Here is a 23,885-nt window from a genome sequence, read left to right as displayed (position 1 = left end):
AGTGCCGAAGGATGGCGAACCGTCGAGTGAACTACCTCTCAGTGGTGCCGCGTTCCTCGTCGAGAACCGCTTCGACGCGCTGCACGACGCGCCACATCGGGGCGCCCTTCGGCGCGATCATCACGATCACCTCGTCCTCGGCGGCCGGCACGGGGGGCCGCTCGGCGGCCGGTCCCCACACGGCGCGGACGAGTTCGAGCCCCCGGTCGACCTCGGCGCCGGCATCGCCCCGGCCACCCGAACGCAGCCAGGACCGCAGCCCGTTGTTGTGCGCCGCGACCACCGAAGCGGCGATCACCTCCGCACGCAGGGCGGCGTCGGGGGCGCCGGCCCACCGGCGCTCCAGGTACCCGGCCATGGTCCGCTCGTAGCGGCGCACGACGGAGAGCTCGTAGGTACGCAGACCGGGCACCTCCCGGGTGAGCCCGTAGCGCTGCACGGAGAACTCCGGCTTCTCCGCGTACATCCGCAGGACCAGCCGGGCCGCGTCGCACACCGCCTCCACCGGATCGCCCTCCCCGGCGGCCTCCAGGAACGCGGTCATGTCCGCGAGGCACCGCTCGTGGTCGGGGAAGACCGCGTCCTCCTTCGAGGGGAAGTAGCGGAAGAACGACCGGCGCCCGACTCCCGCGCTGGCGACGATGTCGTCCACCGTGGTCCGCTCGAACCCGCGCTCCATGAAGAGCGCGAAGGCCGCCTCGGCGAGCACGTCACGCATGGGGGGCTTCTTGGCCGGCCCGCGGTCATCGGTCATGCCGGAAACGTAGCATCGGAAACGCACATCCGACACTGAGTACCTTTACGAAGGGTACGGGGTGCCATAGGATCGTCTCGGAGACACCACGAAGTACAGGGAGAGCCGGCGTGAGCTTGAGGATCGTTGTCTGTGTGAAGTACGTGCCCGACGCGACCGGTGACCGGCATTTCGCCGATGACCTGACGTTGGATCGTGAGGATGTCGACGGTCTGCTGTCGGAGCTGGATGAGTACGCGGTCGAGCAGGCGTTGCAGATCGCGGACGCGGCGGACGATGCGGAGGTCACCGTGTTGACGGTGGGTCCGGAGGATGCCAAGGACGCGTTGCGCAAGGCGTTGTCGATGGGTGCGGACAAGGCTGTTCACGTCGAGGACGACGATCTGCACGGTACGGACGCGATCGGTACGTCGTTGGTGCTGGCGAAGGCGGTCGAGAAGACGGGTTACGACCTGGTGATCTCGGGGATGGCGTCGACGGACGGCACGATGGGTGTGGTTCCGGCGCTGCTGGCCGAGCGGCTGGGTGTGCCGCAGGTGACGCTGCTGTCCGAGGTCTCCGTGGAGGGCGGTGTCGTGCGCGGCCGCCGGGACGGTGACACGGCGTCCGAGCAGCTGGAGGCGTCGCTGCCGGCGGTGGTGTCGGTGACCGACCAGTCCGGTGAGGCCCGCTACCCGTCGTTCAAGGGGATCATGGCGGCGAAGAAGAAGCCGGTCGAATCGCTGGATCTGGATGATCTGGGCATCGACGCGGACGAGGTGGGTCTGGGCGGTTCCTGGACCGCGGTCGACTCCGCGGCCGCACGTCCGGCCCGTACCGCGGGCACGATCGTCAAGGACGAGGGCGAGGGCGGCGAGGCTCTGGCCGAGTTCCTGGCCGGCCAGAAGTTCATCTGAGCCGCACGCACGTTCCCTTCGTTGTTTCTTCGTTCAATCGCAGGAGATTGAAGTCCCATGGCTGAAGTTCTCGTCTATGTCGACCACGTGGACGGTGCCGTCCGCAAGCCCACGCTGGAGCTGCTGACGCTCGCCCGCCGGATCGGTGAGCCGGTCGCGGTGGCGCTGGGCAACGGTGCGGCCGGTACGGCCGGTGTGCTGGCCGAGCACGGTGCGGTGAAGGTGCTGGTGTCCGAGGCGTCGGAGTATGCCGACTATCTCGTGGTACCGAAGGTGGATGCGCTGCAGGCCGCGTTCGACGCGGTGTCGCCGGTGGCGGTGCTGGTGCCGTCGTCGGCGGAGGGCAAGGAGATCGCTGCCCGCCTCGCGGTGCGGATCGGATCGGGAGTCATCACCGACGCGGTGGACCTGGAGGCCGGTGAGCAGGGGCCGGTGGCGACGCAGTCGGCGTTCGCGGCGTCGTTCACGACGAAGTCCCGTGTCTCGCGCGGTGTTCCGGTGATCACGGTGAAGCCGAACTCGGCGCCGGTGGAGCCGGTCGCGGGTGCGGGTGAGGTCCAGGAGCTGGCGGTGGGGTTCTCCGCCCTGGCCACCGGCACGAAGGTCGTCTCCCGTACCCCGCGTGAGTCGACGGGCCGCCCCGAGCTGACGGAGGCCGCGATCGTGGTCTCGGGCGGCCGTGGCGTCAACGGCGCGGAGAACTTCGCGATCATCGAGGCCCTCGCCGACTCCCTCGGTGCGGCCGTCGGCGCCTCCCGCGCCGCGGTCGACGCCGGCTGGTACCCGCACACCAACCAGGTCGGCCAGACCGGCAAGTCCGTCTCGCCGCAGCTCTACATCGCCTCGGGCATCTCCGGCGCGATCCAGCACCGCGCGGGCATGCAGACCTCGAAGACGATCGTCGCGGTCAACAAGGACGCCGAGGCCCCGATCTTCGACCTCGTCGACTACGGCGTCGTCGGCGACCTCTTCAACGTCGTCCCCCAGCTCACCGACGAGATCACCGCCCGCAAGGGCTGACCCTCGACCGGCACACACGGACAACGGCCCGGGGCCGCACGGTGAGACCCACCGCGCGGCCCCGGGCCGTTCCCGATCTCGGTCAGCCGAGCATTTCCTCGATGAGGTCGGCGGCCCGCGGGGTGCCGCCCTCGGCCCGGGCCTCGGCCCGCAGCCGTGCCGAGCGGCCGGCGACCTCGGGGTCGGCGACGAGTTCGGCCAGTGCCGTACGGAGCGCCTCGGCGGTGGCGTCCGCCGTGTCGATGCGGCGGGCCACGCCCAGTTCCACGAGCCGGTCGGCGTTCATGAACTGGTCGGCGCCCTGCGGGACGGCGATCATCGGCACCCCGGTGTACAGCCCTTCGGCGCTACCGCCCATGCCGGCGTGGGTGACGAAGGCGTCCGCCTGTTCCAGGATCGCGAACTGCGGTACCCAGGAGTGCACTTCGACGTTGTCCGGGATGGTGCCCAGTTCCGCCCGGTCGGTGTGCCGGCCGATCTGGAGGACGACGTGCCAGCCGGGCAGGTCGCCGTACGCGGCCAGGCACTGGCGGTAGAACTCGGGCCGGTCGGTGTACGCCGAACCCAGCGAGACCAGCAGCACGCGCTCCGCGTCCGCGGGGCGGGTCCAGCTCTGCTCGGCACCGCGTCCGCCGAAGCAGGGCCCGACGAACGTCACGGTGTCCGTGTCGACGTCCTCGCCGTGCGGCTGCATCGCCCGGGGGATGAGGGCGAGGGTGTGCTCGGGACGCCCGGCGAAGACGTCCATGTCGGTGGTGGACGCGCCGCAGCCGGCGAGCCATCCGGTGAACCTCGCCCGGTACGCGTCGGCTCCGGGCAGCTCCCACAGGTGAGCCGCCACGTCCTGTTCGTATCCCTCCCAGGCGACCATGGCCGGGGACAGCTGCATCAGCGGGCGCTTCTGCGACTCGGCCAGCGCACGCGCCGCGTACGCCCCGATGTCGTACAGGTACAGGTCCGCCGGGTCGTCGTCGTAGAAGGCCCTCAGCTGCGGGAGCACCTGGACGGCGTCGTCGAGGAAGAGGCCCATCGCGCCGATGGCGTCGGCGGGCCAGTCGTTGTCGGCGACCGGCAGGGTGGAGCGGAAGGGGACGAGCTCGGCACCGGTGGCCTCGATCCGGTCGGCCACCGCCGGGTCGTTGGCGTACGTCACCCGGTGGCCGCGGGCCACCAGTTCACGGATGACCTCGATACTCGGCAGGACGTGGCTGACGGCGGGGATGCCGACCATGGCGATGTGGGCACGGCGACGTGACATGGAAGATCACTCGATTCAGGTCTGCGGCGAGAAGGACACGGCGAACCCGTGCGTCGGCCACTGCGGCCCGGGGTCCGGGTCGTGGGCGTGCACTGGGTGTACCGGACGGAGGCGGGGCGCTGCCCCGTCCCGCGTCAGCCGTAGAGCTGTCGGAAGAACATGCCGGAGACGATAGCCGGTGCCCGGGCCCGCCGCACATGAATTGCGGTGGGCCCCGGCGGAGCCGCCGTCACGCGGGCGGCGCGGCGGCTTCGAGCGCGTCGACGGTGCCCGACATGATCGTGCGCACATGGGTGGTGATGTGTTCGGCCGGCCAGTCCCACCAGGCCAGGGCGAGCAGCCGGGCGATGTCCCGGTCGTCGTAGCGGGTGCGGATGAGACGGGCCGGGTTGCCGCCCACGATGCCGTAGTCGGGTACGTCCTTGGTGACGACGGAGCCGGCTCCGATGATGGCGCCGTTCCCGATCCGTACCCCGGGCATGACGGTCGCGCTGTGGCCGAACCAGACGTCGTGGCCGACGACGGTGTCCCCGCGGTTCGGCAGTCCGGCGAGCAGGTCGAAGTGGTCCGCCCACGATCCGCCCATCGTCGGGAACGGGAAGGTGGAGGGGCCGTCCATGCGGTGGTTGGCGCCGTTCATGATGAACCGCACCCCCGTGCCCAGGGCGCAGAACCGGCCGATGACCAGCTTCTCCGGTCCGTAGTGGTAGAGCACGTTCCGCGTCTCGAACAGCGTCGCGTCGTCCGGGTCGTCGTAGTAGGAGTACTCCCCGACCTCGATCAGCGGGGACTTCACCAGAGGTCTGAGCTGCACGACCCGCGGCTGGCCGGGCATCGGGTGGAGAACGGTCGGGTCGGCCGGTACGGGCATGGCGTGCGGTTCCTCACGGGGCGGCGGGCAGGACCGGTCCATGATCGCGCCCACCGCCCCGCAGTGACAGCGGTTTACCGCATCGGCTCTCCTCGGCGGATCGCTCGTCGGGGCGCCGCAGGTCAGGGCTGGAGGGGCATCGTCCAGCAGTTGGACGATGTCCCCTTGCCCGAGAGCCGGTCGGTCATCCAGGAGATCGCATCGCCCTGGTCGGTGATCAGCGGGACCAGGTGGTTGGTGAGGAGCTTGTCGCCGAGGTTCGGCAGGACGACGGCGTCGTAGGTGACGTCGGCGCCCTTGCGGCACCAGTCCACGGCGAGTTGGCGCGCCTGGGCGTGGGGCACGATGTCGTCCTGCACACCGGTGGCCAGGCGCACCGGGCCGGTGGGCTTCAGCGTGCCGATGCGCTGCCGGTCGAGGGCGGCCTGCGCCTTGGGCTCGGCGGCGATGATGTCACCGAGGGACTTGCCGCTGGTGGTCCATTTGCTGCTCTTGGTGAAGCCGTAGCCGAAGATCGCGTCGCCGACGCACATCGTGGAGGCGTCCTTCAGCGCGGCCCGGCCGGCGTCGTTGACGTTGGCCTCGACGACGTCCTTCAGATCGGCGTCGGACTGGGCGAAGCCGTTGATCGACCAGGCCAGGGCGCCGGCGAGGGCGCTGCCGTCGATACCCTTCATGGTCGCGGTCAGGTCGGCGGGCGGCGCACCGGCGTAGGTGCCGGCGAGCTTGACGTCGGGTGCGTAGGACGACTGGAGTTCGGCCGCCGACGCGCTGGCTCCGCCGCCCTGGCTGTAGCCGTACAGACCGGTGCGCGAGTCGGGCGTGATCGAGGTGCCGGGCAGTTGGTGCGCGGCCCGGACCGCGTCCAGCAGGGCGTGGCCCTGGTCGAGCCGGTTGACGTAGGTATGGAGCCGGTCCGTCGCGCCGAGGCCGACGTAGTCGGTGACCACGACGGCGACGCCCGCGGAGAGCAGTCGGTAGATCGCCAGGGTCTCGTAGCCGACCGACACGGTCTCGGGGGTCAGGGCCAGCGGGTGCTGGAGGCTCAGGGAGGGTGCGCACTGGTCGCCCTGGCCCACGGTTCCCGAGGCCAGCGCCACCAGCGGACGCGGGCCGGAGCCCTTCCAGCCGGCGGACGGTTCGATGTAGGCGCCGGTCACCGCGACGGCCTGTCCGCCCGAGTCGGTCGAGCGGTACATCAGCCGGGTCGCGGTGCCCGGCATCGGGCGGCCGTCCAGACCGGGCAGGCTCAGCCCGAGCGGCAGCGGCTCGTGGCGGATCACCGCGCCGTTGGCGGAGGGCAGTTCGGCCGGAGGGTTGTAGAAGGCGGGGATGGTGACCCCGCGGGAGACGACGGGCTGCGGCCCGTCGGTGGCGGACGCGGGTGCGGCGTACGCCGCCACGCAGGCCGCGGCCGTCACGGCGACGGCCACCGCACGCATGTGTCCGGGGCGTGGCCCGCGGGCGGGGGAAACCATGGGGGACGACGTGGGGAAGGGGGAAAGCGAACGGGTGCTCTTGCGGCTCACAGCTCACTCCTCGCTCTGCTCGGAATGCAGGTGATCGCAAGCTAGCAGCGGCACTTACCGAAGGTAACCCGTCAGTAAGTTACGCGATGGTAACTGTCGGATCGGCGCAGCCGACGGCCGCGGCGCACTACGCCCCAGGACGAGAGGGGCGACCCTCGCCGCCTGTGCACGCGAGAGAAGAGCGGCGCACCCCACCCCGCCGCGAGCAGACCGCCGCACACCGGCGGCCCTGGCATCAGTCGTTCCGTCAACGCGGCGTGAGGGCCGACCGACACGGCCCCCACCGCACCGCCGTTGACACCACCGTGCCTCCGTGCCACTTTCGAAGCGCTTCGACGATCGTGGCGGTGCGGCGGGCAGCTCTTCCGCCACCCGGCCATCCACACCCCTGGGACGAACATGGCACTCTTCGACAACCCCGTGATACCCGGCTTCAGTCCGGACCCGAGCATCTGCCGGGTGGGCGACGACTACTACGTGGCGACGTCCAGCTTCGAGTACGTGCCGGGGGTGCCCCTGTGGCACAGCCGCGACCTGGTGAACTGGCGGCTGATCGGCCACGCGCTGGACCGGCCCGGCCAGTTGGAGCTGCCGGAGTCGGTTCCGGCCTCGTGCGGTGTGTACGCGCCCACCCTGCGGCACCACGACGGACTGTTCTGGATGATCACGACCGTGGTCGGCGACGCCGGCACCGTCCTGGTGACCGCGAAGGACCCCGCGGGCCCCTGGTCGGACCCGGTACCGGTCGGCATACCCGGCATCGACCCCGACCTGGCCTGGGACGAGGACGGCACCTGCTGGTGCGTGTACTCGGACGACGGGATCCGCGCGGTGCGCATCGATCCGGAGACGGGCCGGGCACTGGGTGAGCCGGTGGCACTGTGGTCCGGGACCGGACTGCAGTACCCCGAAGGACCGCATCTGTACCGGATCGGCGACTGGTGGTACCTGCTGCTGTCGGAGGGCGGCACCGAGCGCGGCCATGCGATGTCGGTGGCCCGGGCCCGCAGTCTGCCGGGGCCCTTCGAACCGCACCCGGACAACCCCGTGCTCTCCCACCGCAGCACCGGTCACCCCGTGCAGAACATCGGCCACGGAGACCTCGTACAGGCGCAGGACGACAGCTGGTGGATGGTGCTGCTGGGCACCCGGCCCCGCGGGGACACCCCGAAGTACCACGGCCTGGGCCGGGAGACGTTCCTGGCGCCGGTCCGCTGGGAGGACGGTTGGCCGCTGCCCGGCCCGGTGGAGCTGCGGGCCGAGGCCCCGGCCCTGTCGCCGCACCCGTGGCCGGAGGAGACGGAGCGGGACGACTTCGACTCCCCCGCGCTCGCACCGCGCTGGGTGTCGCCGAGGCGGCACGACCCGGCCGCCGTCCGCCTGGACGAGCGACCGGGGCACCTGGTGCTGCACGCCCGCGCGGACAGCCTCGACGCGCCGGGCGCGCTCGTCGTGGGGCGGCGCCAGCAGGACCCCGACTGCACCGCCCGTACGCGGATCGACGTCGCGCCGGGAGGCCTGGGCGGGCTCGTCGTCCGGCTCGACGAGGCGCACCACTACCGGGTGGAGACGGACGGCGCCGGGACGGTCCACGTCGTCGCCAGGATCGGCCCGCTGTGCCACAGCGTGGCTGAACGCACGGTGGAGCCGGGCCCGTTGACCCTGCGGATCGACGTCACCACCGACGTGACCCTGCCCCCGTCCGTCACGGACCCGCAGGCGGCGGCCAGGCCCGGCCTCCGGATCGGCGGACCCGACACCCTCCACCTGGGCTACGAGACGGACGGGGGCGACTTCGAGATCCTGGCCGCACTCGACGGCCGCTACCTCACCACGGAGGTGGCCGGGGGCTTCACCGGCCGGGTCGTCGGCATGTACGCGACCCGTGGCAGCGCGGCCTTCGACTGGTTCGGCCTGCGCCCGGCCTGACGCCGGGGGCGGGGGCGGGCGTTCCGCTCCCGCCCCCGCTGCCCGGCTCAGTAATGCTGGACCTCCGGCCAGACCGCCGCCGGGTCGCAGTGGGCCGGGCACGCCATCAGGTAGACCTCGTTGCCGAGGAACATCCCGTAGGTGTCGGCCCCCACGCTGTAGGGCTGCTCCGGCAGGCCGGGACGGACGGCGAACTCCGTGTTCTCCGGCACCTGGCAGAGGTACTCCAGTTCGGCGCCGCACGCGCAGGTGAAGGACACGGGGCCCTGCGCCCAGGACGGCGTACCGCCCAGCTTGAACGCCAGGGCGCCGATGCCGCGCGAGTCGGGGACGTCATCGAAGGGCCGCAGCGTCAACGGCAGGGCGCATACGGAAGGTTCGGGCTCGGCAGCCGGAAGATCAGCCCGCCGCTGGAGCAAGATGCGCCAGAACGGGCCCGGGTAGGGCGATTGCGGGGCGTCCCAGTACCGGGGCACGAGCCGCCCGTCGGCGTACTCGGCATCGGACGCCTCGTTGTGCGCTCCGCAGTGGAACACCAGCAGGTGGTCCCCGCCGAAGGGGCCAAGGTCCGCGGGCACGTCGAGCTGGAAGAACAGCGCCAGCCTCTCCCCGCAGAAGCACACGGGCCACTCCTGCCCGGGATCGAGGTACGGCCAGCCGCCCAGCGAGTCACGCACCGGCCTGTCCAGCGGTCCGGCTCCGATCTCGATGGCGTGCGCGGGCAGCGCCGCCCGGGAATTCCCTGCATCCTGTCCAGTCATCCGCTCACCCTAGAACCGCCCTGCGACAGTCCGATCACGGATGATCGGGCTGACGGGGACGGGCCTGGGCACGATGTCCGGGCTGTCCTGGATGGCCGGAACGGGCGGCATCCCGAGCCTGTTCCGGCCCTGGATTTCGCAGCCGCCGCTCCGGCCGACGCGATATGCTGATGCAGATAGTGCAAGCGACTTGCAAAATGAGGAGGGTCATGGCTACTCGGGCGACCGACGCCGGGACGAACCAGAGCGTCGAACGAGCCGTCTCGGTGCTGCGCGCACTCGACTCCGGCCGCGCCGAGCTACGCGTCTCCGACGTCGCCGAACTCACCGGGCTGGGATCCTCCACCACCTCCCGTCTGCTGTCCACCCTCGAACGCCTCGACATGGTCGAGCGCGACCCGGTCAGCAACCTCTACCGGCTCAGCCTCGGCATCCTGCCCCTCGCCGCCACCGCCACCAACCGGCACCCGGTCCACCGTGCCGCCCGCATGGTGCTCCAGGACCTCGCCACCCGCACCGGGCTGGGGGCCAACGTCGCGATCCGCCGCGACACCGAGCTGATGTTCCTGTGCAACTTCGAAGGGACGCGCGCCCCGAAGTCGTACACCCAGGCCGGACACACCGCCCCGCTGCACGCCACCAGCATCGGCAAGTGCCTCCTCACGGGGCTCACGCCCAAGGAGCGCCGCACGCTGCTGCCCGAGCCGCTGGCGGCCCACACGGACTACACGACCACCAGCCACGATCTCCTCGACGCCGAGATCGACACCGTCCGCCGCACCGGCTACGCCGTCGAAGCCGAGGAACGGGCGCTGGGCCGGGCCTCCCTGGCCGCTCCGGTCCGTGACGCCTCGGGCGACGTCGTGGCCGCCATCTCCCTGTGGGGTCCCACCTCCCTCCTCGGCGGGCACGCCGAGGAGGAAGGACAGCGGCTCGCACTGACCCGTGAGGTCATCGAGGCCGCCGACGCCATCAGCCAGGCGCTGGGCGCCGTCTGAGTCACCCGCCGGACAAACCGTCCGAGTCACCGCCGAAGAGAAGGGGCCCGTACAGGTCGGCCGACCTGTACGGGCCCCTTCTCGCCGCGCGCCCTATGCGCCGTACGCCTTGAACGCGATCACATGTGCGTGCCGCGCTCCGTGCGTCGCGTCCACCACGAGCCGCAGCGCGTCGGTGCTCACGGGTCCGCCGTCCGCACCGCGCAGACCGTGCACGCGGTGGCGGCGGCGGTTGTCCGTCACCGTCAGCAGGGTGTGCCAGGTGCCGTCGGGCTCACGGCTCTGGACGCGGTAGTCGCGCACCAGTTCCGGCATGACCTCGAACGGAGTGCGGTGCCGGTGCAGGTTGTTGAGGTACTCGTCGACGTCGTCGTCGAACACCACGCGCACCTCGGTGAGCTGTCGCGCTCCGTCCCAGTCCAGGCGCAGCCACTGCCCGGCCCGTTCCGGGTCCGCCAGCGGCTCGGACGACCACATCTGCGGCCCGCCGTAGGGCCGCTGGAATCCGCCGACGGCCCGCTCGGGCAGGAACGCCTCGGTGTCCGGGGTGGCGCGGAAGCCGAAGCTCCGGCGGCGGAGGCCACGGGCCTGCCACTCCAGGACCAGCTGACCGTCCTCCTCGGGGATGTCGTGGTCGACGGCCACATCGCCCTCGGCCCGGCTGCGCAGCGCGAGAACGCCGTCGGTGCGCACGGGGACGAGGACCAGCGCCGCGCCCGGGCAGGCGCGCACGATCAGGACGACGTTCTCCGGGGCGTCCGGGCGGTGGCCGAGGTGGGCGGCGACCCAGTGGGGACCGCCGGCCGGCACGGTCACCGTGGTGGTCAGCAGCTGGTCGGCCGGGACGGCGTTCTCGGGGCGGCCGGTGCTCCACAGCTCCACCGTGAGTTCGCCGGGCCCGTCCGGGGCGCCGTGGACCAGCAGGTCGACCGTGTCGAGCACGGGGTCGACCGGCAGCAGCAGCGCGAGGTCACGGGTGAGCGGGTACGGCTCGCCGGGCGCGGTCGCAGTCGGCTCCGCGGCCAGCCGGTTCAGGTACGAGGAGGCGCTGACCCGGGCCGTGAGCGCCAGGTTGCCGGGGTCGTCGTCGGACAGGCCGATCACCGAGGCGTCCTGCCGGAGCAGGGTGCGGCGCACCAGCTCGGGGTGGTCGGCGGCGAGTTCACGCGGGCCGATGCCCTCGGCCACACACAGTGCGGCGGCCGTGCCCGCGGCCTCGCCGAGGGTGGCGCAGGTGGCCATCACGCGGGTGGCGCCGAACGCGATGTGGGTCGCGGATATGTTGCGCCCGGCGAACATCAGGTTCGTGACGTTCACCGAGTACAGGGAACGCAGCGGGATGTGGAAGATGCCGTCCGCGTAGCGCTGGCGGGCGCCGGGCTCGTCGGCGTACATCCCCTGCACGGGGTGGAGGTCGACGGACCAGCCGCCGAACGCGATGCGGTCGTCGAACTGCCGCTGCTCCAGGACGTCCTGCTGACTCAGCACGTGGTCGCCGAGGAAGCGGCGGTACTCGCGTTTGCCCGGGAGGCTGCCGACCCACTCCAGCGTCAGGTTCTCGGCGTCCGGGAACTCGCCGGAGTTCTTGATGTGGTCCCAGATGCCCATGACCACGGCCTGGAGTTCGTCGCGGATGCGCTCGTTGTCGTGGACGGTGTCGAGTTCGCCGCCCCACTCGACCCACCAGTAGTCGCAGCCGTTGTCGCCGGTGCGCAGCACACGGTTGCGCAGGATGGGGGTGGTGGTGAGGTCGCGGGCGGAGGCGGGCGGGACGAACTTCACGGGCCGGCCCAGGTCCTTGGTGTGGAAGAGGATCGTCGACCCGAGCAGCGCCTCGTCCTCCTCCTCGGGTGCCCAGGGCTCGCCGAACTCCGCGCGCGCCTCGCGGCCGATGCGGTAGCGGGCACCCGCGAGGTGGCCGAGCAGGCCGTCGCCTGTGCAGTCGAGGAACTGCCGGGCGTGGAAGGTGATGCGCCGCTCGGAGCCCATCATCCAGCCGGTGCAGGAGCGCACCTCGCGCGCGTCGTCCGGGCCGCTCGCGTCGACCTCCCGTACGTCGGTGTTGAGGTAGAGGTCGATGCCCGGTTCGGCCCGGACCGCGTCGAGGACCACCTGGTCCCAGTAGTACGGGTTTCCCTCGGGGTTGCGGTACTGGTTCTCGGTGTACAGCTCGCCCATGATGCCGGTCTCCCGGGCCCAGCGGTGCACGCCGTGGGCGGAGGCTCCGCAGACCCAGACCCGGACCTCGCTGCTGGCGTTGCCGCCCAGCACGGTCCTGTTGTTGACCAGGGCGACGCGCCGGCCGAGCCGGGCCGCGGCGATGGCCGCGCAGGTCCCCGCCAGGCCACCGCCGATGACGGCGATGTCGTAATGGACCTCTTCTTCCCGCACGGGGCGGCCTCCTCGGTGTGAAGCACGGATTCTCTCCGCCGTAGCGGAGCGACCACGAACGTACATCACATCCATATTGTGCAACCACTGTTCAGCCAGTGGGATGTGTTGTAAGTTTCCGGCGCAGCCAACGATGCCGTCGGCGAGGGCTACCGTTCGAGTTCACGGCAGGTCAACAGCCTCGTAGGTTCTGCACAGAACCGGCGATTCACCGACCAAAAGGGTTGACGTCTTCGCACGATATGGAGAACGATCCCGCATGCTGCAACTTGTGTTCAGTGCAGCAGCATGACCTTCACACAGGGCCTCGGCCGACGCACGGGACGGCGCGGCTCACGGCTCACGTCCGGCCACTGCGCCTCCGGCCCTTCGGAGCGCAGCCACCGAGGCGCGCCCCGCACCACCGCTCCCGCACCGTTCGAGAGGACTGATCCATGAGTACGGCCGCACCTCCACGGAAGGCCGCTCCACGTCGTGAGCGGACCGGTGGACGACTCTCCAACGGCGCGTTCGCACTGCTGCTGACCGCACCGGGGATCGCGCTCTTCGCGACGATCATCATCTATCCGCTGGTGTCGGCCCTGTTCACCGGCTTCTTCAAGCAGGACCTGCGCCTGCCGGGACGGGAGTTCGTCGGCCTCGACAACTTCACCTACTGGCTGGACGGCGACTTCCTCACCATCCTCAAGCAGACCCTGGTCTTCACCGTCGGGGCGACAATCGTCCCCTTCGTCATCGGGTTCGCGCTCGCGCTCGCACTGAACTCGGGCCTGAAGGGCAGCGGCTTCATGCGCGGCCTGTTCCTGTTCCCGTGGGTGATCCCGGGCGTGGTGGTCTCCTTCCTGTGGATGTGGATCTTCAACGCGAACTACGGCGTGCTGAACGGCGTCCTCATGGACACCGGGATCATCGACGAGTCGGTGTCCTGGCTCGGCCAACCGGGCACCGCGATGCTCGCCGTCATCGTCACCAAGACCTGGGCGAGCTTCCCCTGGATGATGGTGATGCTCCTGGCCGGTCTGCAGACCGTGCCCAAGGAACTGCACGAGGCCGCCTCCATCGACGGGGCCGGTTCGATCCGGCGCTTCTTCGCCGTCACCTGGCCCCAGGTGCGTGGGGTCGCCTCGATCGTGCTGCTCCTGGAGTTCATCTGGAACTTCCAGCACTTCGACACCATCTACGTGCTCACCGGCGGCGGGCCGGCCGGCGCCACGGAGACCTTCGCCACCGCGGTGTACCAGACCGCTTTCAAGGGCTTCGACATCGGCCGGGCGACCGCGCTGGGCGGCCTGTGGATGCTGCTCCTGCTCCTCCTGGTCGTCGTCTACCTCAGGATCACCGACCGGAAGGGCGACGACGCCTGATGACCTCCACGACCTCCACCCCGCTGTCCGGCACCGGCCGGCTGAAGCAGGCCGCCACGTCCGCCGGGAACACCTCGCGGCGCCGGATGCGCAAGGACCTGCTCCGCTCCAGGATCGCCGCCTGGACCGCGGTCCTGGTGATCGGCGCCTTCGGCCTCCTGCCGGTCTACTGGCTGCTGGCCACCGCCCTGAGCAGCCCCGAGGACGCGTTCCGGTTCCCGCCGAAGCTGATACCCACGCACCTCACCCTCAGCAACTTCACCGCGCTCGCCGAGAACGACCAGCTGATCAAGTACATGGTCAACTCGCTCGTCGTGGCCTCGATCACCGCCGTGCTGAGCGTGGTCGTCGCCACGTACATGGGCTACTCGTTCTCCAAGTTCCGCTACCGCGGGCGTCGCTCGCTGATGCACATGGTGCTGGCCTCCCAGATGTTCCCCCAGGCACTCCTGCTGGTGACGCTGTACGCCGTGTTCTCCAGCTTCGGCCTGCTGAACACGTACACCGCGCTGGTGCTGTCCTTCACCACCTTCACGATGCCGCTGTGCGTCTGGATGCTGAAGGGAATCTTCGACACCATCCCGGACGCGCTCCTGGAGGCCGCGTCCATCGACGGCGCCTCCCGGTGGCGGACGCTGCACTCGATCGTGGCGCCGCTGGCCGCACCCGGGATGATCGCGGCCGGGCTGTTCGCCTTCGTCCGCGGCTGGAACGACTTCATCTTCGCCGTGACGCTGGCCGACAAGGAGAAGCAGACGCTGCCGCCCGGCCTCGTCTCCACCTACATCGGCGAGTTCCAGGCCGCCTGGCCCGAGCTGATGGCCGCCTCGCTCGTGGTGTCCATCCCGGTGGTCGTCGCCTTCATGTTCCTGCAGCGCTACCTCGTCGGCGGCATGACCGCCGGCTCGGTCAAGTAGCCCCCGCACTCCCCCTTGCCGCTCCCTCCCCTTCCGCTTCCTCCCATGGAGACACCATGACCACCTCTGGCATCAGCCGCCGCGGCGCGCTGCGCATGTTCGGTATCGGCGCGCTCGGTATGGCCGGCGTCGGCGCGCTGGGTGCCTGCGCGCCGTCCCCGTCCAACTCCGGCAGCGCCTCCAACGGAGGCGACACGAAGTCCAAGGACTTCGACTTCACCTCCTGGTCGCTCAACGAAGAAGCCGCCAGACCGGCGATCGAGAAGATCATCGCCGCCTGGGAGAAGGCCGAGAAGTCCAAGGTCCGCGCGGTCTCGTACCCGTACAACGAGTACCTCAGCCAGCTCACCCTCAAGCTCGGCGGCGGTGAGACCACCGGCGCGATACACCTCGACATCGCGTGGCTCGCCGCGGTGGCGCAGATGGGCAAGCTCGCCGACCTCGGCTCCGTCGCCCCGAAGGGCGGCTACACGGACGTGGCACTGAAGAGCGGTGTGTACGACGGCAAGCAGTACGGCCTGCCGTGGAACACCGGCTCGATCGGTGTGATCGCCAACTCCAAGCTCCTGGAGAAGGCCGGCATCAAGAAGCACCCCACCACCGTCGAGGAGTTCGAGGACGCGCTGCGGGCGCTGAAGGGGCTCGGCGGCGGGGTCGTTCCGTACGCAGCGGCCACGAAGGTCGCGCAGCTCAAGGACATCTTCCCGTGGATGCAGACCTTCGGCTGCACGCTCATGGACGGCGAGAAGGTCACCATCGGCGACGACGCCTCCGTCGACGCGGTCACCTGGTACAAGAAGCTGCACGACGCGAAGCTGATCGCCGCGGATGTGGACCGCTTCGACGCCCGCGCCCTGTTCGGGCAGGGCAAGGCCGCCTTCTACGACGACGCCGTCATCGGCAAGGGCGTGACCGCGGCCCAGTCCAAGGACAAGACGCTGGCCGACGCCATGCAGCCGATGCAGCGCCCGGTGCTGCACTCCGGTGACACACCGCAGGCGCTGCTGTGGGGCGGCGTGATCGCGATCGTCAACGGCAAGGGCCAGGACGCGGCGACGCAGTTCGCCCTGCACACCACGTCCGACCTCGCCACCACCTCCGAGTACTTCACCTCCCGTGCCCTGCCGCCGTCGACCACGGCGGGCCTGGCGGACCCGAAGGTCGCCGAGGACACGTTCACCACCGAGTGGACCGAGAAGATCACCAAGACGGCGACCGGCAGCCCGTTCTGGCAGTTCGCACAGAACGCCCAGATCGAGGAGGCCGTGGCGAAGCAGGTCCAGGCCGTCCTGGTCGGCAAGTCGAAGCCGAAGGACGCGATGAAGAAGGCCAACGAGGAGATCACCGCGCTCATCAAGCGCTGAGGCAACGCACGGCGGCCCGGGGCCCGGTGAAGGATGAACAGCCTTCACCGGGCCCTTCGTCATGCCGCATACGACTTCCCTCTGGAGTACCTCAAATCCTCATTGTGCATTCTCTATTCACGATGTGGGATCTGTTGTAAATTTCCGGCGCAGCGAGGGGACGGAACGACCCTCTGGGCCCTCTTCCGGACCCCATCACCCCACCCGCGAAGGAGCTCACCTTGCGACGTCCCACGGCACGCGCGTACGCCGCCTCGGCCGCTGCCCTGGCCGCCCTGCTCACGCCCGGCCCTGCCGCCCAGGCCGCCGACCCGGACCGCGCGGCGGCCGCGACGACGGTGATCGAGAAGGTCCCGTACGCGATGGACTCGTCGAACCAGGCCGCCTGGTGGACGCCCGCAGCGACGTACAAGGGCCGCGGCCAGTACACGTACTTCGCCTTCAACGAGCCCGGCGCGACGGCCGCGACGCACCGCCCGGCCATCGCCCGCCGCGACCCGGACGGCGTGTGGAGCCGACTGCCGCTGCTCGCCGCGAACGGACAGCAGGCCGAGTTCCCCGACGACAACGGCCACAACCAGCCGTCGGTCGCACGCGACGGCAACGGCCGCCTCCACGTGTTCACCTCCATGCACGCCAACCCCTGGCGCTACTTCCGCACCGAGGCCCCCGGCGGGGCCGTCACGGACCACGCGGCCGAACTGCCCGACCAGGGCGAGGCGATCACCTACCCGGTCGTGACCACCGCCCCCAACGGCGACCTGTACCTGGCCGCCCGCGTCGGCGCCGGCTCCGACCAGCGCCCCGGCAAGCTGTACCGCTGGGACAACGCCGCATCACGCTGGAGCGTGGTCGCCACGTTCGCCGGCGCGCTGAACCGTTCCGTGTACCCCGACGACCTGACGGTCGACGCCGCCGGGCGCGTACACCTCCTCTACGAGTGGGCCAAGGCACCCGCGACCGCGTTCCGGCACCAGCTCTCCTACCTCCGCTACGACCCGGCGACCGGCGCCTTCGCGGACAGCGCGGGCGCGGCCGTCAGCACTCCGGTGACGCCGGCCACGTCCGACGTGATCCAGGAGCTCACCACGGGTGAGGAGTGGAGCATCGACAACACCTACCCGGGCCCGGCGGTGCAGAGCGCCAAGCTCACCCTCGACGGCTCCACCCCGAAGGTCGCCTATCGCTACCGCTCGGCCGACAGCGGCGGCGACTTCCGCGTGTACTACGCGTACCCGAGCGGCAGCAGCTGGCTCCGCCAGACCGTGTACGCCGACGGCCAGACCGCCGCGGCCCTCGGCATCACCTGGGACGAGACGGACGCGGGCCGCGTCTACTACGTGACCACCTCCGGCACCGACCGCGTCTTCGCCGCGACCCGGCCGGGCACCACATGGACCTCGCAGTCCGCCGCACCGGGCGTGAGCGCGGACCGGCTCGCGGTGCGGCGGGACTCGGACGGGAACGACGTGCTGTACCTGCCGGACACCGCACACAACTCGCTCTATTACGGGCTGCGTTGAGCCACAGGAGGTAGCCGGTCGGCTCGGCCGCAGACTCCCGGGGCGCGAGGCGTGGTGGTGGGTGCCTGTGCTCACCGCTGCCGGAGCCGTCCCGCTGTCCCTGACCATGACCGTGCGCGCCGGGGCCGGTCCGTCGGCGGGCCTCGGCAGTTGGCTCATCCTGACAGCGGCCCTCACGCCCGCGGCCCTGGTCACCCGAAGGCTCCTGCTGCCGGACCGCCGACGTCTCACCGGCGCGGCCATGTTCGGGCGGGTGGCGATGTACGGGACGCTCGCCGTCATCGCCACCTGCACGCTCTCCGGCATCGCGCTTGCCGCCGGGCTCGGCTACGAGCCTCCGCGACTGAACGCGGAACAGGTCGCCGGGGCATGGTCCGACGGAGAGGGCGGCACCCTCGCTCTAGCAACGGACGGCACGGCCACGGCGACCCGCCTCAGGACGTTCGGCGTGGACGATTCCTCCGAACCCGCGGTGAACCGGTGCACCGGCACCGGAACCTGGGAGTACGTACCCGGTGACGGCCCCCGGGCGCAGGAGCTGAACGTGTCCGCCGACGCGTGCTCCACGGATGTCTGGCATGTCCTCGGTACCCCCGAGCACCCGAAGCTCTACGTCTTCATCGGCGACCCCGACGCCGCGGACCTCTACATCCTGGAGCGCCGGAGCACGGAGTAGGGAGCCGGTTCGCGCCACTGCCTGTTCGCGCCACGGACCCCGACCCTTGCCGGGAAACTATGAATGATGGTTCACTTCTTACATGGCCTACCGGAAGACCCCAGCCGAAATTCAGCGTCTCGAATCGGCCCGCGAGCATCTGGTCAGCCGGGCGACCGACGTCGTCGCCGAAGTGGGCTGGTCAGGGGCGTCCGTGACCGCGGTCGCCGACGCCGCGGGCATCGCGGCGGGCTCGGTGTACCAGCACTTCGCGTCGAAGGCCGCTCTCGCGGTCGAGGTCTTCCGGCGGGCGGCGGGGCACGAGGTGGACGTCCTCGAATCCGTGCTGAACGGTTCGGGGACCCCGGTCGAGCGGCTCGCCGACGGCGTGCGGGTCTTCGCCGGTCGCGCCCTCGAAAGCCGTGGCCTGGCCCACGCCCTGCTCGCCGCGCCGGCCGACGCGGCGGTCGGCGCGGAACGGCTCGTCTTCCGTCGCCGCTACCGGGCGCTGTTCGCCGAAGTGATCCGCGAGGGCATGGCGCAGGGACTGCTGCCGCCCCAGAACGGGGAGGTCACCGCCGCCGCGCTCACCGGCGCGATCGGCGAGGTCCTCGTGGCGCCGCTCGGCGCACCGAAGAACGACGACCAGGACATCCTCGCCGAGCTGACCGCCATGGCGCTGCGCTGCGCGGGCGCGGCCCCCGCGTCCGCGCACCCCTGATCCGTCACCCGTCCCACCGAGGAGGGCTCTTCATGCCTGCGTCGCCCGCACCCCACAGCCGTCCCACCGCCACCACTCACGAGGTGACGAACCAGCCGCCGCCGCTGACCGGCCACGATGTCGCCGACGACCCGGTGCTGATCGAGGGCGTCCGCCGCGAGGGTGCCGAGTGGTATCTGGACGACCTGCACCGGCTGGGCCGCCGTGCCGGCAGCGAGGAGGTGCAGCGCTGGGCGGACGAGGCGAACCGCCAGGAGCCGAGGCTGCGCACCCACGACCGCTACGGCAACCGGATCGACGAGGTCGAGTTCCACCCCTCGTACCACGCCCTCATGGACGTGGCGATCAGCGAGGGCCTCGGCGGAGCCGCCTGGGCGGACGAGCGACGCGGTGCGCACGTGGCGCGCGCGGCCGGCTTCATGGTGTGGAGCAGCGCGGAAGCGGGCCACGGCTGCCCCGTCTCGATGACTTACGCGGCGGTCCCCGCCCTGCGTCACGCCCCGGACCTCGCCAAGACGTACGAACCCCTGCTGACCAGCCGTGTGTACGAGTCCGGTCTGCGCACCCCCGCCGAGAAGCCCGGGCTGCTCGCAGGCATGGGCATGACGGAGAAGCAGGGCGGCACCGATGTGCGCGCCAACACCACCGCCGCCGTACAACAGGCGGACGGCACCTGGCGGTTGCGCGGGCACAAGTGGTTCACGAGCGCCCCGATGAACGACCTCTTCCTCGTGCTCGCCCAGGCCCCGGCGGGTCTGTCCTGCTTCCTGGTCCCCCGGGTCCTGCCGGACGGCAGCCGCAACACGTTCCGTATCCAGCGCCTCAAGGACAAGCTCGGCAACCGCTCGAACGCCAGCAGCGAGCCCGAGTTCGACGACACGGTGGCCTGGCTCGTCGGCGACGAGGGCCGGGGCGTGCGCACCATCATCGACATGGTCACCATGACGCGCCTGGACTGCGTCCTCGGTTCCGCCGCCGGCACCCGTGCTGCCCTCGCCCAGGCGACGCACCACGTACGTCACCGGGCCGTGTTCGGGGCGAAGCTCATCGACCAGCCCCTGATGCGCAACGTCATCGGAGATCTGGCGCTGGAGTCCGAGGCGGCGACCACGCTGGCCCTGCGCCTGGCCGGGGCGGCGGACCGCGCGCAGCAGGGCGACACACAGGAGCGCGCCTTCCTGCGGCTGGCCACCGCGGTCGGCAAGTACTGGGTGTGCAAGCGCCAGCCGGCCGCAGTCGCCGAGGCCCTCGAATGCCTGGGCGGCAACGGGTACGACGAGGAGTCCGGCATGCCCCGCCTCTACCGCGAGGCCCCGCTCAACGGCATCTGGGAAGGCTCCGGCAACGTCAACGCCCTGGACATGCTGCGCGCCCTTTCCCGTGAGCCGGAGTCGCTCCAGGCCCTGCGCACGGAGATCGAGGCCGCCGCCGGGGGCGACCGCCGTCTGGACTCCGCCTGGCAGGAGCTCCGGGGCGAGCTCGCCCTCACCGAGGACGCCCCGCTCCGCGCCCGCCGGGTCATCGAGCGGGCGGCGCTCGTCCTCCAGGGCTCCTTGCTCGTCCGCCACGCACCGGCCGCCGTCGCCGACGCATTCTGCGCGTCGCGGCTGGCCGGTGACCGCGGACTGGCCTTCGGGACGCTGCCGCCCGGGACGGACTTCACGGGGCTGCTCGCCCGGCTGCCCGTCTGACCGGTCTTCCGCGGCCGGCTCCACGTCACGAGCCGGCCGCGGCTCGCCACGCACCCGCTTCTCTTACGTTCCCGTCTCTTACGTTCCCGTGACGTGCCGCGTCATCGACGCCCGGCCGGTCCCCCGCGGCCTACCGTGGGCGGCATGCGTGTACTGGTCACCGGCGGCGCCGGGTTCATCGGTTCGGACATCGTGCGGACCCTCGTGTCGGCCGGGCACGAGGCGGTGGTGCTCGACGCCCTGCTCCCCTCGGCGCACGGCGCGGGCGCCACCGTGCCGCCCGGCGCCGGCAGCGGGTTCGTCGTGGCGGACGTGCGCGACCGCGAGGCCGTGGACCGTGCGCTGTACGGCATCGACGCGGTCTGCCACCAGGCGGCGATGGTCGGCCTCGGCAAGGACTTCGCGGACGCGCCGGACTACGTCGGGTGCAACGACCTCGGAACGGCCGTGCTGCTCGCCGCGATGGCGGGCGCGGGGGTGCGGAACCTGGTCCTCGCCGGATCGATGGTGGTCTACGGAGAGGGCCGGTACGACTGCCGGCTCCACGGCCCGGTCCGGCCGGGCCCCCGCGCGGAGGCCGATCTGGCCGAGGGCCGCTTCGAGCCCCGCTGCCCTTCCTGCGGCACGGAACTGGCCCCCGGGCTGGTCGGGGAGGACGCGCCCGTGGACCCGCGCAACGTGTACGCGACGACCAAGCTCGCCCAGGAACACCTCGCCTCCTCCTGGGCCCGGGCGACGGGCGGCCGCGCCGTGTCGCTGCGCTACCACAACGTGTACGGGCCGGGCATGCCGCGCGACACCCCGTACGCCGGTGTCGCCTCCTTCTTCCGTTCGGCCCTGGCCCGGGGCGAGGCGCCGCGCGTCTTCGAGGACGGCGGTCAGCGCCGGGACTTCGTCCATGTGCGGGACGTGGCCGCCGCGAACGCGGTCGCGCTGGAGGCGGTCGCGGGACGCGGGCCCGGCACCTTCACCGCGTACAACACCGGGAGCGGGCAGCCGCACACCATCGGCGAGATGGCCGCCGCCCTGGCCTCGGCCCACGGGGGCCCGGCACCGGTGGTCACCGGTGAGTACCGGCTCGGGGACGTACGCCATGTCACGGCGGACTCGCGGCGGCTGCGCGACGAGCTGGGCTGGAAGCCGGCGGTGGGATTCGCCGAGGGGATGGCGGGGTTCGCGGCGGCACCGCTGCGGGAGGGGGCCGGGGTGGCAGCGGGGTGAGGCTCACGCCACCGGCAGCGTCACCTCGAAGCAGCAGCCTCCGGTGACGTTGCGGACGTCCGCTCGGCCGGCGTGCGCCTCGACGATCCCACGCACGATGGCGAGTCCGAGTCCCGCCCCGGCCGGAGGTGTACGGGCATGGGTGCCGCGCCAGCCGGTGTCGAAGACCCTGGGCAGATCCTCCTCCGGAATGCCGCCGCAGCCGTCGGTCACCGAGAGCACCACTCCGCCGCCCGTGCGGTGGGCGGCCACCGCGACGGTGCCGTCGGCGGGGGTGCGGCGGATGGCGTTGATCAGGAGGTTGCCCAGGACCCGGCTCATCTCCTTGCCGTCGACCTCGACGGGCACGGCCTCGATCCGGTCGCCGACCAGCCGGACCCCGTGCTCGCGCGCCAGCGGATCGGCTCCGGCGAGCGCATCGCCCACCAGGTCGTAGACGGAGATCCGGGTGGGGCTCAGGGTGAGCGAGCCGGCGTGGATGCGGGAGAGTTCGAAGAGGTCGCCGACCATGTCGTTCATCCGCTCCACCTCGGTGCGTATCTGCCGCAGATAGCGCCGTGAGTCGACGGCCATGCCGTCCTCCAGCGCCTCGGACATCGCACGCAGACCGGCGAGCGGGGTGCGCAGGTCGTGCGAGATCCAGGCGACGAGCTCCCGCCGCGAGGTCTCCAGAGCGCGCTCCCGCTCGCGCGAACTGTCGAGCTTGGCACTGGTGGCGGCCAGTTCGCGGGTGAGTGCGGCAAGTTCGGCGGTGGCCGGTGCCTCGGGGGCCGCGAAGGTCCCGCCGTCACCGAAGGAACGGGCGGCGAGCGTCAGATCGCGGCTCCTCGCCGCGACCCAGCGGCCCAGCAGCATCGCGGTGACGAGCGAGACGACGGCGGCCATGGCGACGACGGTGGTGACCACGGTGAGGTCGTGCGGCGACAGGAACATCGCCCAGGCGACGGTCAGGGTGCCGGCGAGCATCGCGGTGACGGCAACGGCGGCGACGACGGTCAGCGAGACGACGAGCGAACGGTGCCGGGAGATCCGCAGCACGACGGCGCCGAGCAGGCCGGCCGCGGCGGCGCCCAGGAAGGCGAAGAGCGCGATGAGAAGGATGTCGGTCATGCCGGCGCTCCGAAACCCGCATCCGTGGGAGCGGCGGGAGGGGTGGGTGCCACAGGCACGTCCGGATCAGCCGGCCGGTCCGGAGGCAGGTCGAGCCGGTAGCCGACGCCCCAGACGGTACGGATCAGCTCCGGGCGGGCCGGGTCGGCCTCGACCTTCCCGCGCAGCCGGCGGACGTGGACGGTCACGGTCGACAGGTCCCCGAAGTCCCAGCCCCAGACCCCGCGCATCAGCTCCTCCCGGGTGAAGACCCGGCCCGGATGGCGCAGGAGGAAGGCGAGCAGGTCGAACTCCCGCAGGGTGAGGGCCAGCGCCCGGCCCGCGAACGTCGCGCTCCGGGCCGCCGGGTCCAGGACGAGGCCCGCGCCCTCCAGCAGTGCCGGGCGGCCGGGAGGCGTCGCGGCCGCCCGGGCGCGGCGCAGCACGGAGTCGACGCGCAGGACGAGTTCACGAGGGCTGAACGGCTTGGTGACGTAGTCGTCCGCCCCTGTCTCCAGACCGAGGATGCGGTCGTCCTCGTCGCCGCGCGCGGTGAGCATGATGACCGGCACGGGGCCCTGCGCCCGCATGCGGCGGCAGACCTCGAATCCGTCCATGCCCGGCAGCATCAGATCCAGGACGGCCAGGTCCGGGCGCCGGGCGGCGTACTGTTCGAGCGCGGCCGGGCCGTCCGACGCCCGGGCCACCTCGTATCCGGCCCCGGTCAGGTAGCCGGTGACCACTTCCGCGACCGTGGGGTCGTCGTCCACGACGAGTACGTGGCCGCGGGCGGCGGGGCGGGGCGGTGAGGGGTCCGGGGTCGGCTGCATGCCACCACCTTGGCACCTGCGGAGAGGGAGCGCGGACCCTCCTGGTCCGCCACCCGCCGACGTCCATATTTCGTAAGAATCTGGAACCCGATTTGTCGGTTTT

General features: G+C 71.3%; 20 protein-coding genes. 12 read left to right on the top strand and 8 right to left on the bottom strand.

The genetic code is table 11. The features are described 5' to 3' along the window. Nucleotides 1–31: 31 nt before the first annotated feature. A complete protein-coding gene (locus OG446_RS29475) occupies nt 32–754 on the bottom strand; it encodes a TetR family transcriptional regulator (protein WP_328896843.1) in 723 nt (240 codons plus the stop codon). A 110-nt stretch (nt 755–864) separates the two neighbouring features. On the opposite strand from OG446_RS29475, the gene OG446_RS29470 reads away from it, so the two are divergent. Next, on the top strand, nt 865–1,650 hold the full coding sequence (locus tag OG446_RS29470) for an electron transfer flavoprotein subunit beta/FixA family protein (RefSeq protein WP_328896842.1): 786 nt from the start codon (nt 865–867) through the stop codon (nt 1,648–1,650). Between the two features lie 57 nt (nt 1,651–1,707). Beyond that, on the top strand, nt 1,708–2,670 hold the full coding sequence (locus OG446_RS29465; protein WP_328896841.1) for an electron transfer flavoprotein subunit alpha/FixB family protein: 963 nt from the start codon (nt 1,708–1,710) through the stop codon (nt 2,668–2,670). An 82-nt stretch (nt 2,671–2,752) separates the two neighbouring features. On the opposite strand, the gene OG446_RS29460 is transcribed toward OG446_RS29465, so the two are convergent. The 3 genes from OG446_RS29460 to OG446_RS29450 form a co-directional block, all read right to left on the bottom strand. Continuing rightward, on the bottom strand, nt 2,753–3,928 hold the full coding sequence (locus OG446_RS29460) for a macrolide family glycosyltransferase (protein ID WP_328896840.1): 1,176 nt from the start codon (nt 3,926–3,928) through the stop codon (nt 2,753–2,755). A gap of 229 nt (nt 3,929–4,157) precedes the next feature. After that, nucleotides 4,158–4,799, bottom strand: a complete 642-nt coding sequence (locus tag OG446_RS29455) for a CatB-related O-acetyltransferase (protein ID WP_328896839.1) — start codon at nt 4,797–4,799, stop codon at nt 4,158–4,160. A 122-nt stretch (nt 4,800–4,921) separates the two neighbouring features. After that, entirely contained in the window at nt 4,922–6,328 is a 1,407-nt protein-coding gene (locus OG446_RS29450) for a lipase family protein (protein ID WP_443050239.1), read from the bottom strand. Between the two features lie 399 nt (nt 6,329–6,727). Here OG446_RS29450 and OG446_RS29445 point away from each other — a divergent pair, with 399 nt between their 5' ends. Beyond that, nucleotides 6,728–8,257, top strand: a complete 1,530-nt coding sequence (locus tag OG446_RS29445) for a glycoside hydrolase family 43 protein (RefSeq protein ID WP_328896838.1) — start codon at nt 6,728–6,730, stop codon at nt 8,255–8,257. 47 nt (nt 8,258–8,304) lie between these two features. Here the strand turns inward: OG446_RS29445 and OG446_RS29440 are convergent, their stop codons facing one another. Continuing rightward, entirely contained in the window at nt 8,305–9,018 is a 714-nt protein-coding gene (locus OG446_RS29440; RefSeq protein WP_328896837.1) for a hypothetical protein, read from the bottom strand. Between the two features lie 209 nt (nt 9,019–9,227). Here OG446_RS29440 and OG446_RS29435 point away from each other — a divergent pair, with 209 nt between their 5' ends. Then, a complete protein-coding gene (locus OG446_RS29435) occupies nt 9,228–10,016 on the top strand; it encodes an IclR family transcriptional regulator (protein WP_328896836.1) in 789 nt (262 codons plus the stop codon). A 93-nt stretch (nt 10,017–10,109) separates the two neighbouring features. Here OG446_RS29435 and OG446_RS29430 read toward each other — a convergent pair whose 3' ends face one another. Beyond that, complete coding sequence (locus OG446_RS29430; protein ID WP_328896835.1) at nt 10,110–12,407, bottom strand: FAD-dependent oxidoreductase; 2,298 nt, start codon at nt 12,405–12,407, stop codon at nt 10,110–10,112. 434 nt (nt 12,408–12,841) lie between these two features. Between OG446_RS29430 and OG446_RS29425 the strand changes: the two genes are divergently transcribed. The 8 genes from OG446_RS29425 (at nt 12,842) to OG446_RS29390 (ending at nt 21,863) form a co-directional block, all read left to right on the top strand. Next, entirely contained in the window at nt 12,842–13,771 is a 930-nt protein-coding gene (locus tag OG446_RS29425; RefSeq protein ID WP_328896834.1) for a carbohydrate ABC transporter permease, read from the top strand. After that, nucleotides 13,771–14,688, top strand: a complete 918-nt coding sequence (locus OG446_RS29420) for a carbohydrate ABC transporter permease (protein ID WP_328896833.1) — start codon at nt 13,771–13,773, stop codon at nt 14,686–14,688. Before OG446_RS29425 ends, OG446_RS29420 begins: the two co-directional genes overlap by 1 nt. Before the next feature lie 56 nt (nt 14,689–14,744). Beyond that, nucleotides 14,745–16,052, top strand: coding sequence for a sugar ABC transporter substrate-binding protein (locus tag OG446_RS29415; protein ID WP_328896832.1), 1,308 nt, complete (start codon nt 14,745–14,747; stop codon nt 16,050–16,052). 221 nt (nt 16,053–16,273) lie between these two features. Continuing rightward, nucleotides 16,274–17,575 (top strand): BNR-4 repeat-containing protein, encoded by a 1,302-nt coding sequence (locus OG446_RS29410; RefSeq protein WP_328896831.1) that lies wholly within the window; start codon nt 16,274–16,276, stop codon nt 17,573–17,575. A 61-nt stretch (nt 17,576–17,636) separates the two neighbouring features. Further along, a complete protein-coding gene (locus OG446_RS29405; protein WP_328896830.1) occupies nt 17,637–18,251 on the top strand; it encodes a hypothetical protein in 615 nt (204 codons plus the stop codon). A gap of 82 nt (nt 18,252–18,333) precedes the next feature. Then, a complete protein-coding gene (locus OG446_RS29400) occupies nt 18,334–18,951 on the top strand; it encodes a TetR/AcrR family transcriptional regulator (protein ID WP_328896829.1) in 618 nt (205 codons plus the stop codon). A 32-nt stretch (nt 18,952–18,983) separates the two neighbouring features. Next, nucleotides 18,984–20,642, top strand: a complete 1,659-nt coding sequence (locus tag OG446_RS29395; protein WP_328896828.1) for an acyl-CoA dehydrogenase family protein — start codon at nt 18,984–18,986, stop codon at nt 20,640–20,642. Between the two features lie 144 nt (nt 20,643–20,786). Next, a complete protein-coding gene (locus tag OG446_RS29390; RefSeq protein ID WP_328896827.1) occupies nt 20,787–21,863 on the top strand; it encodes an NAD-dependent epimerase/dehydratase family protein in 1,077 nt (358 codons plus the stop codon). Nucleotides 21,864–21,866: 3 nt separating this feature from the next. On the opposite strand, the gene OG446_RS29385 is transcribed toward OG446_RS29390, so the two are convergent. Together OG446_RS29385 and OG446_RS29380 are read right to left on the bottom strand one after the other, a co-directional pair. Then, entirely contained in the window at nt 21,867–22,973 is a 1,107-nt protein-coding gene (locus tag OG446_RS29385; RefSeq protein WP_328896826.1) for a sensor histidine kinase, read from the bottom strand. After that, complete coding sequence (locus OG446_RS29380) at nt 22,970–23,782, bottom strand: response regulator transcription factor (RefSeq protein ID WP_328896825.1); 813 nt, start codon at nt 23,780–23,782, stop codon at nt 22,970–22,972. Before OG446_RS29380 ends, OG446_RS29385 begins: the two co-directional genes overlap by 4 nt. Between the last annotated feature and the right edge of the window lie 103 nt (nt 23,783–23,885).

This window comes from Streptomyces sp. NBC_00236 (assembly GCF_036195045.1).
GTDB lineage: Bacteria > Actinomycetota > Actinomycetes > Streptomycetales > Streptomycetaceae > Streptomyces.
Note: the sequence above shows the minus strand (reverse complement) of the source record. Positions and strands in the feature narration are given on the sequence as shown.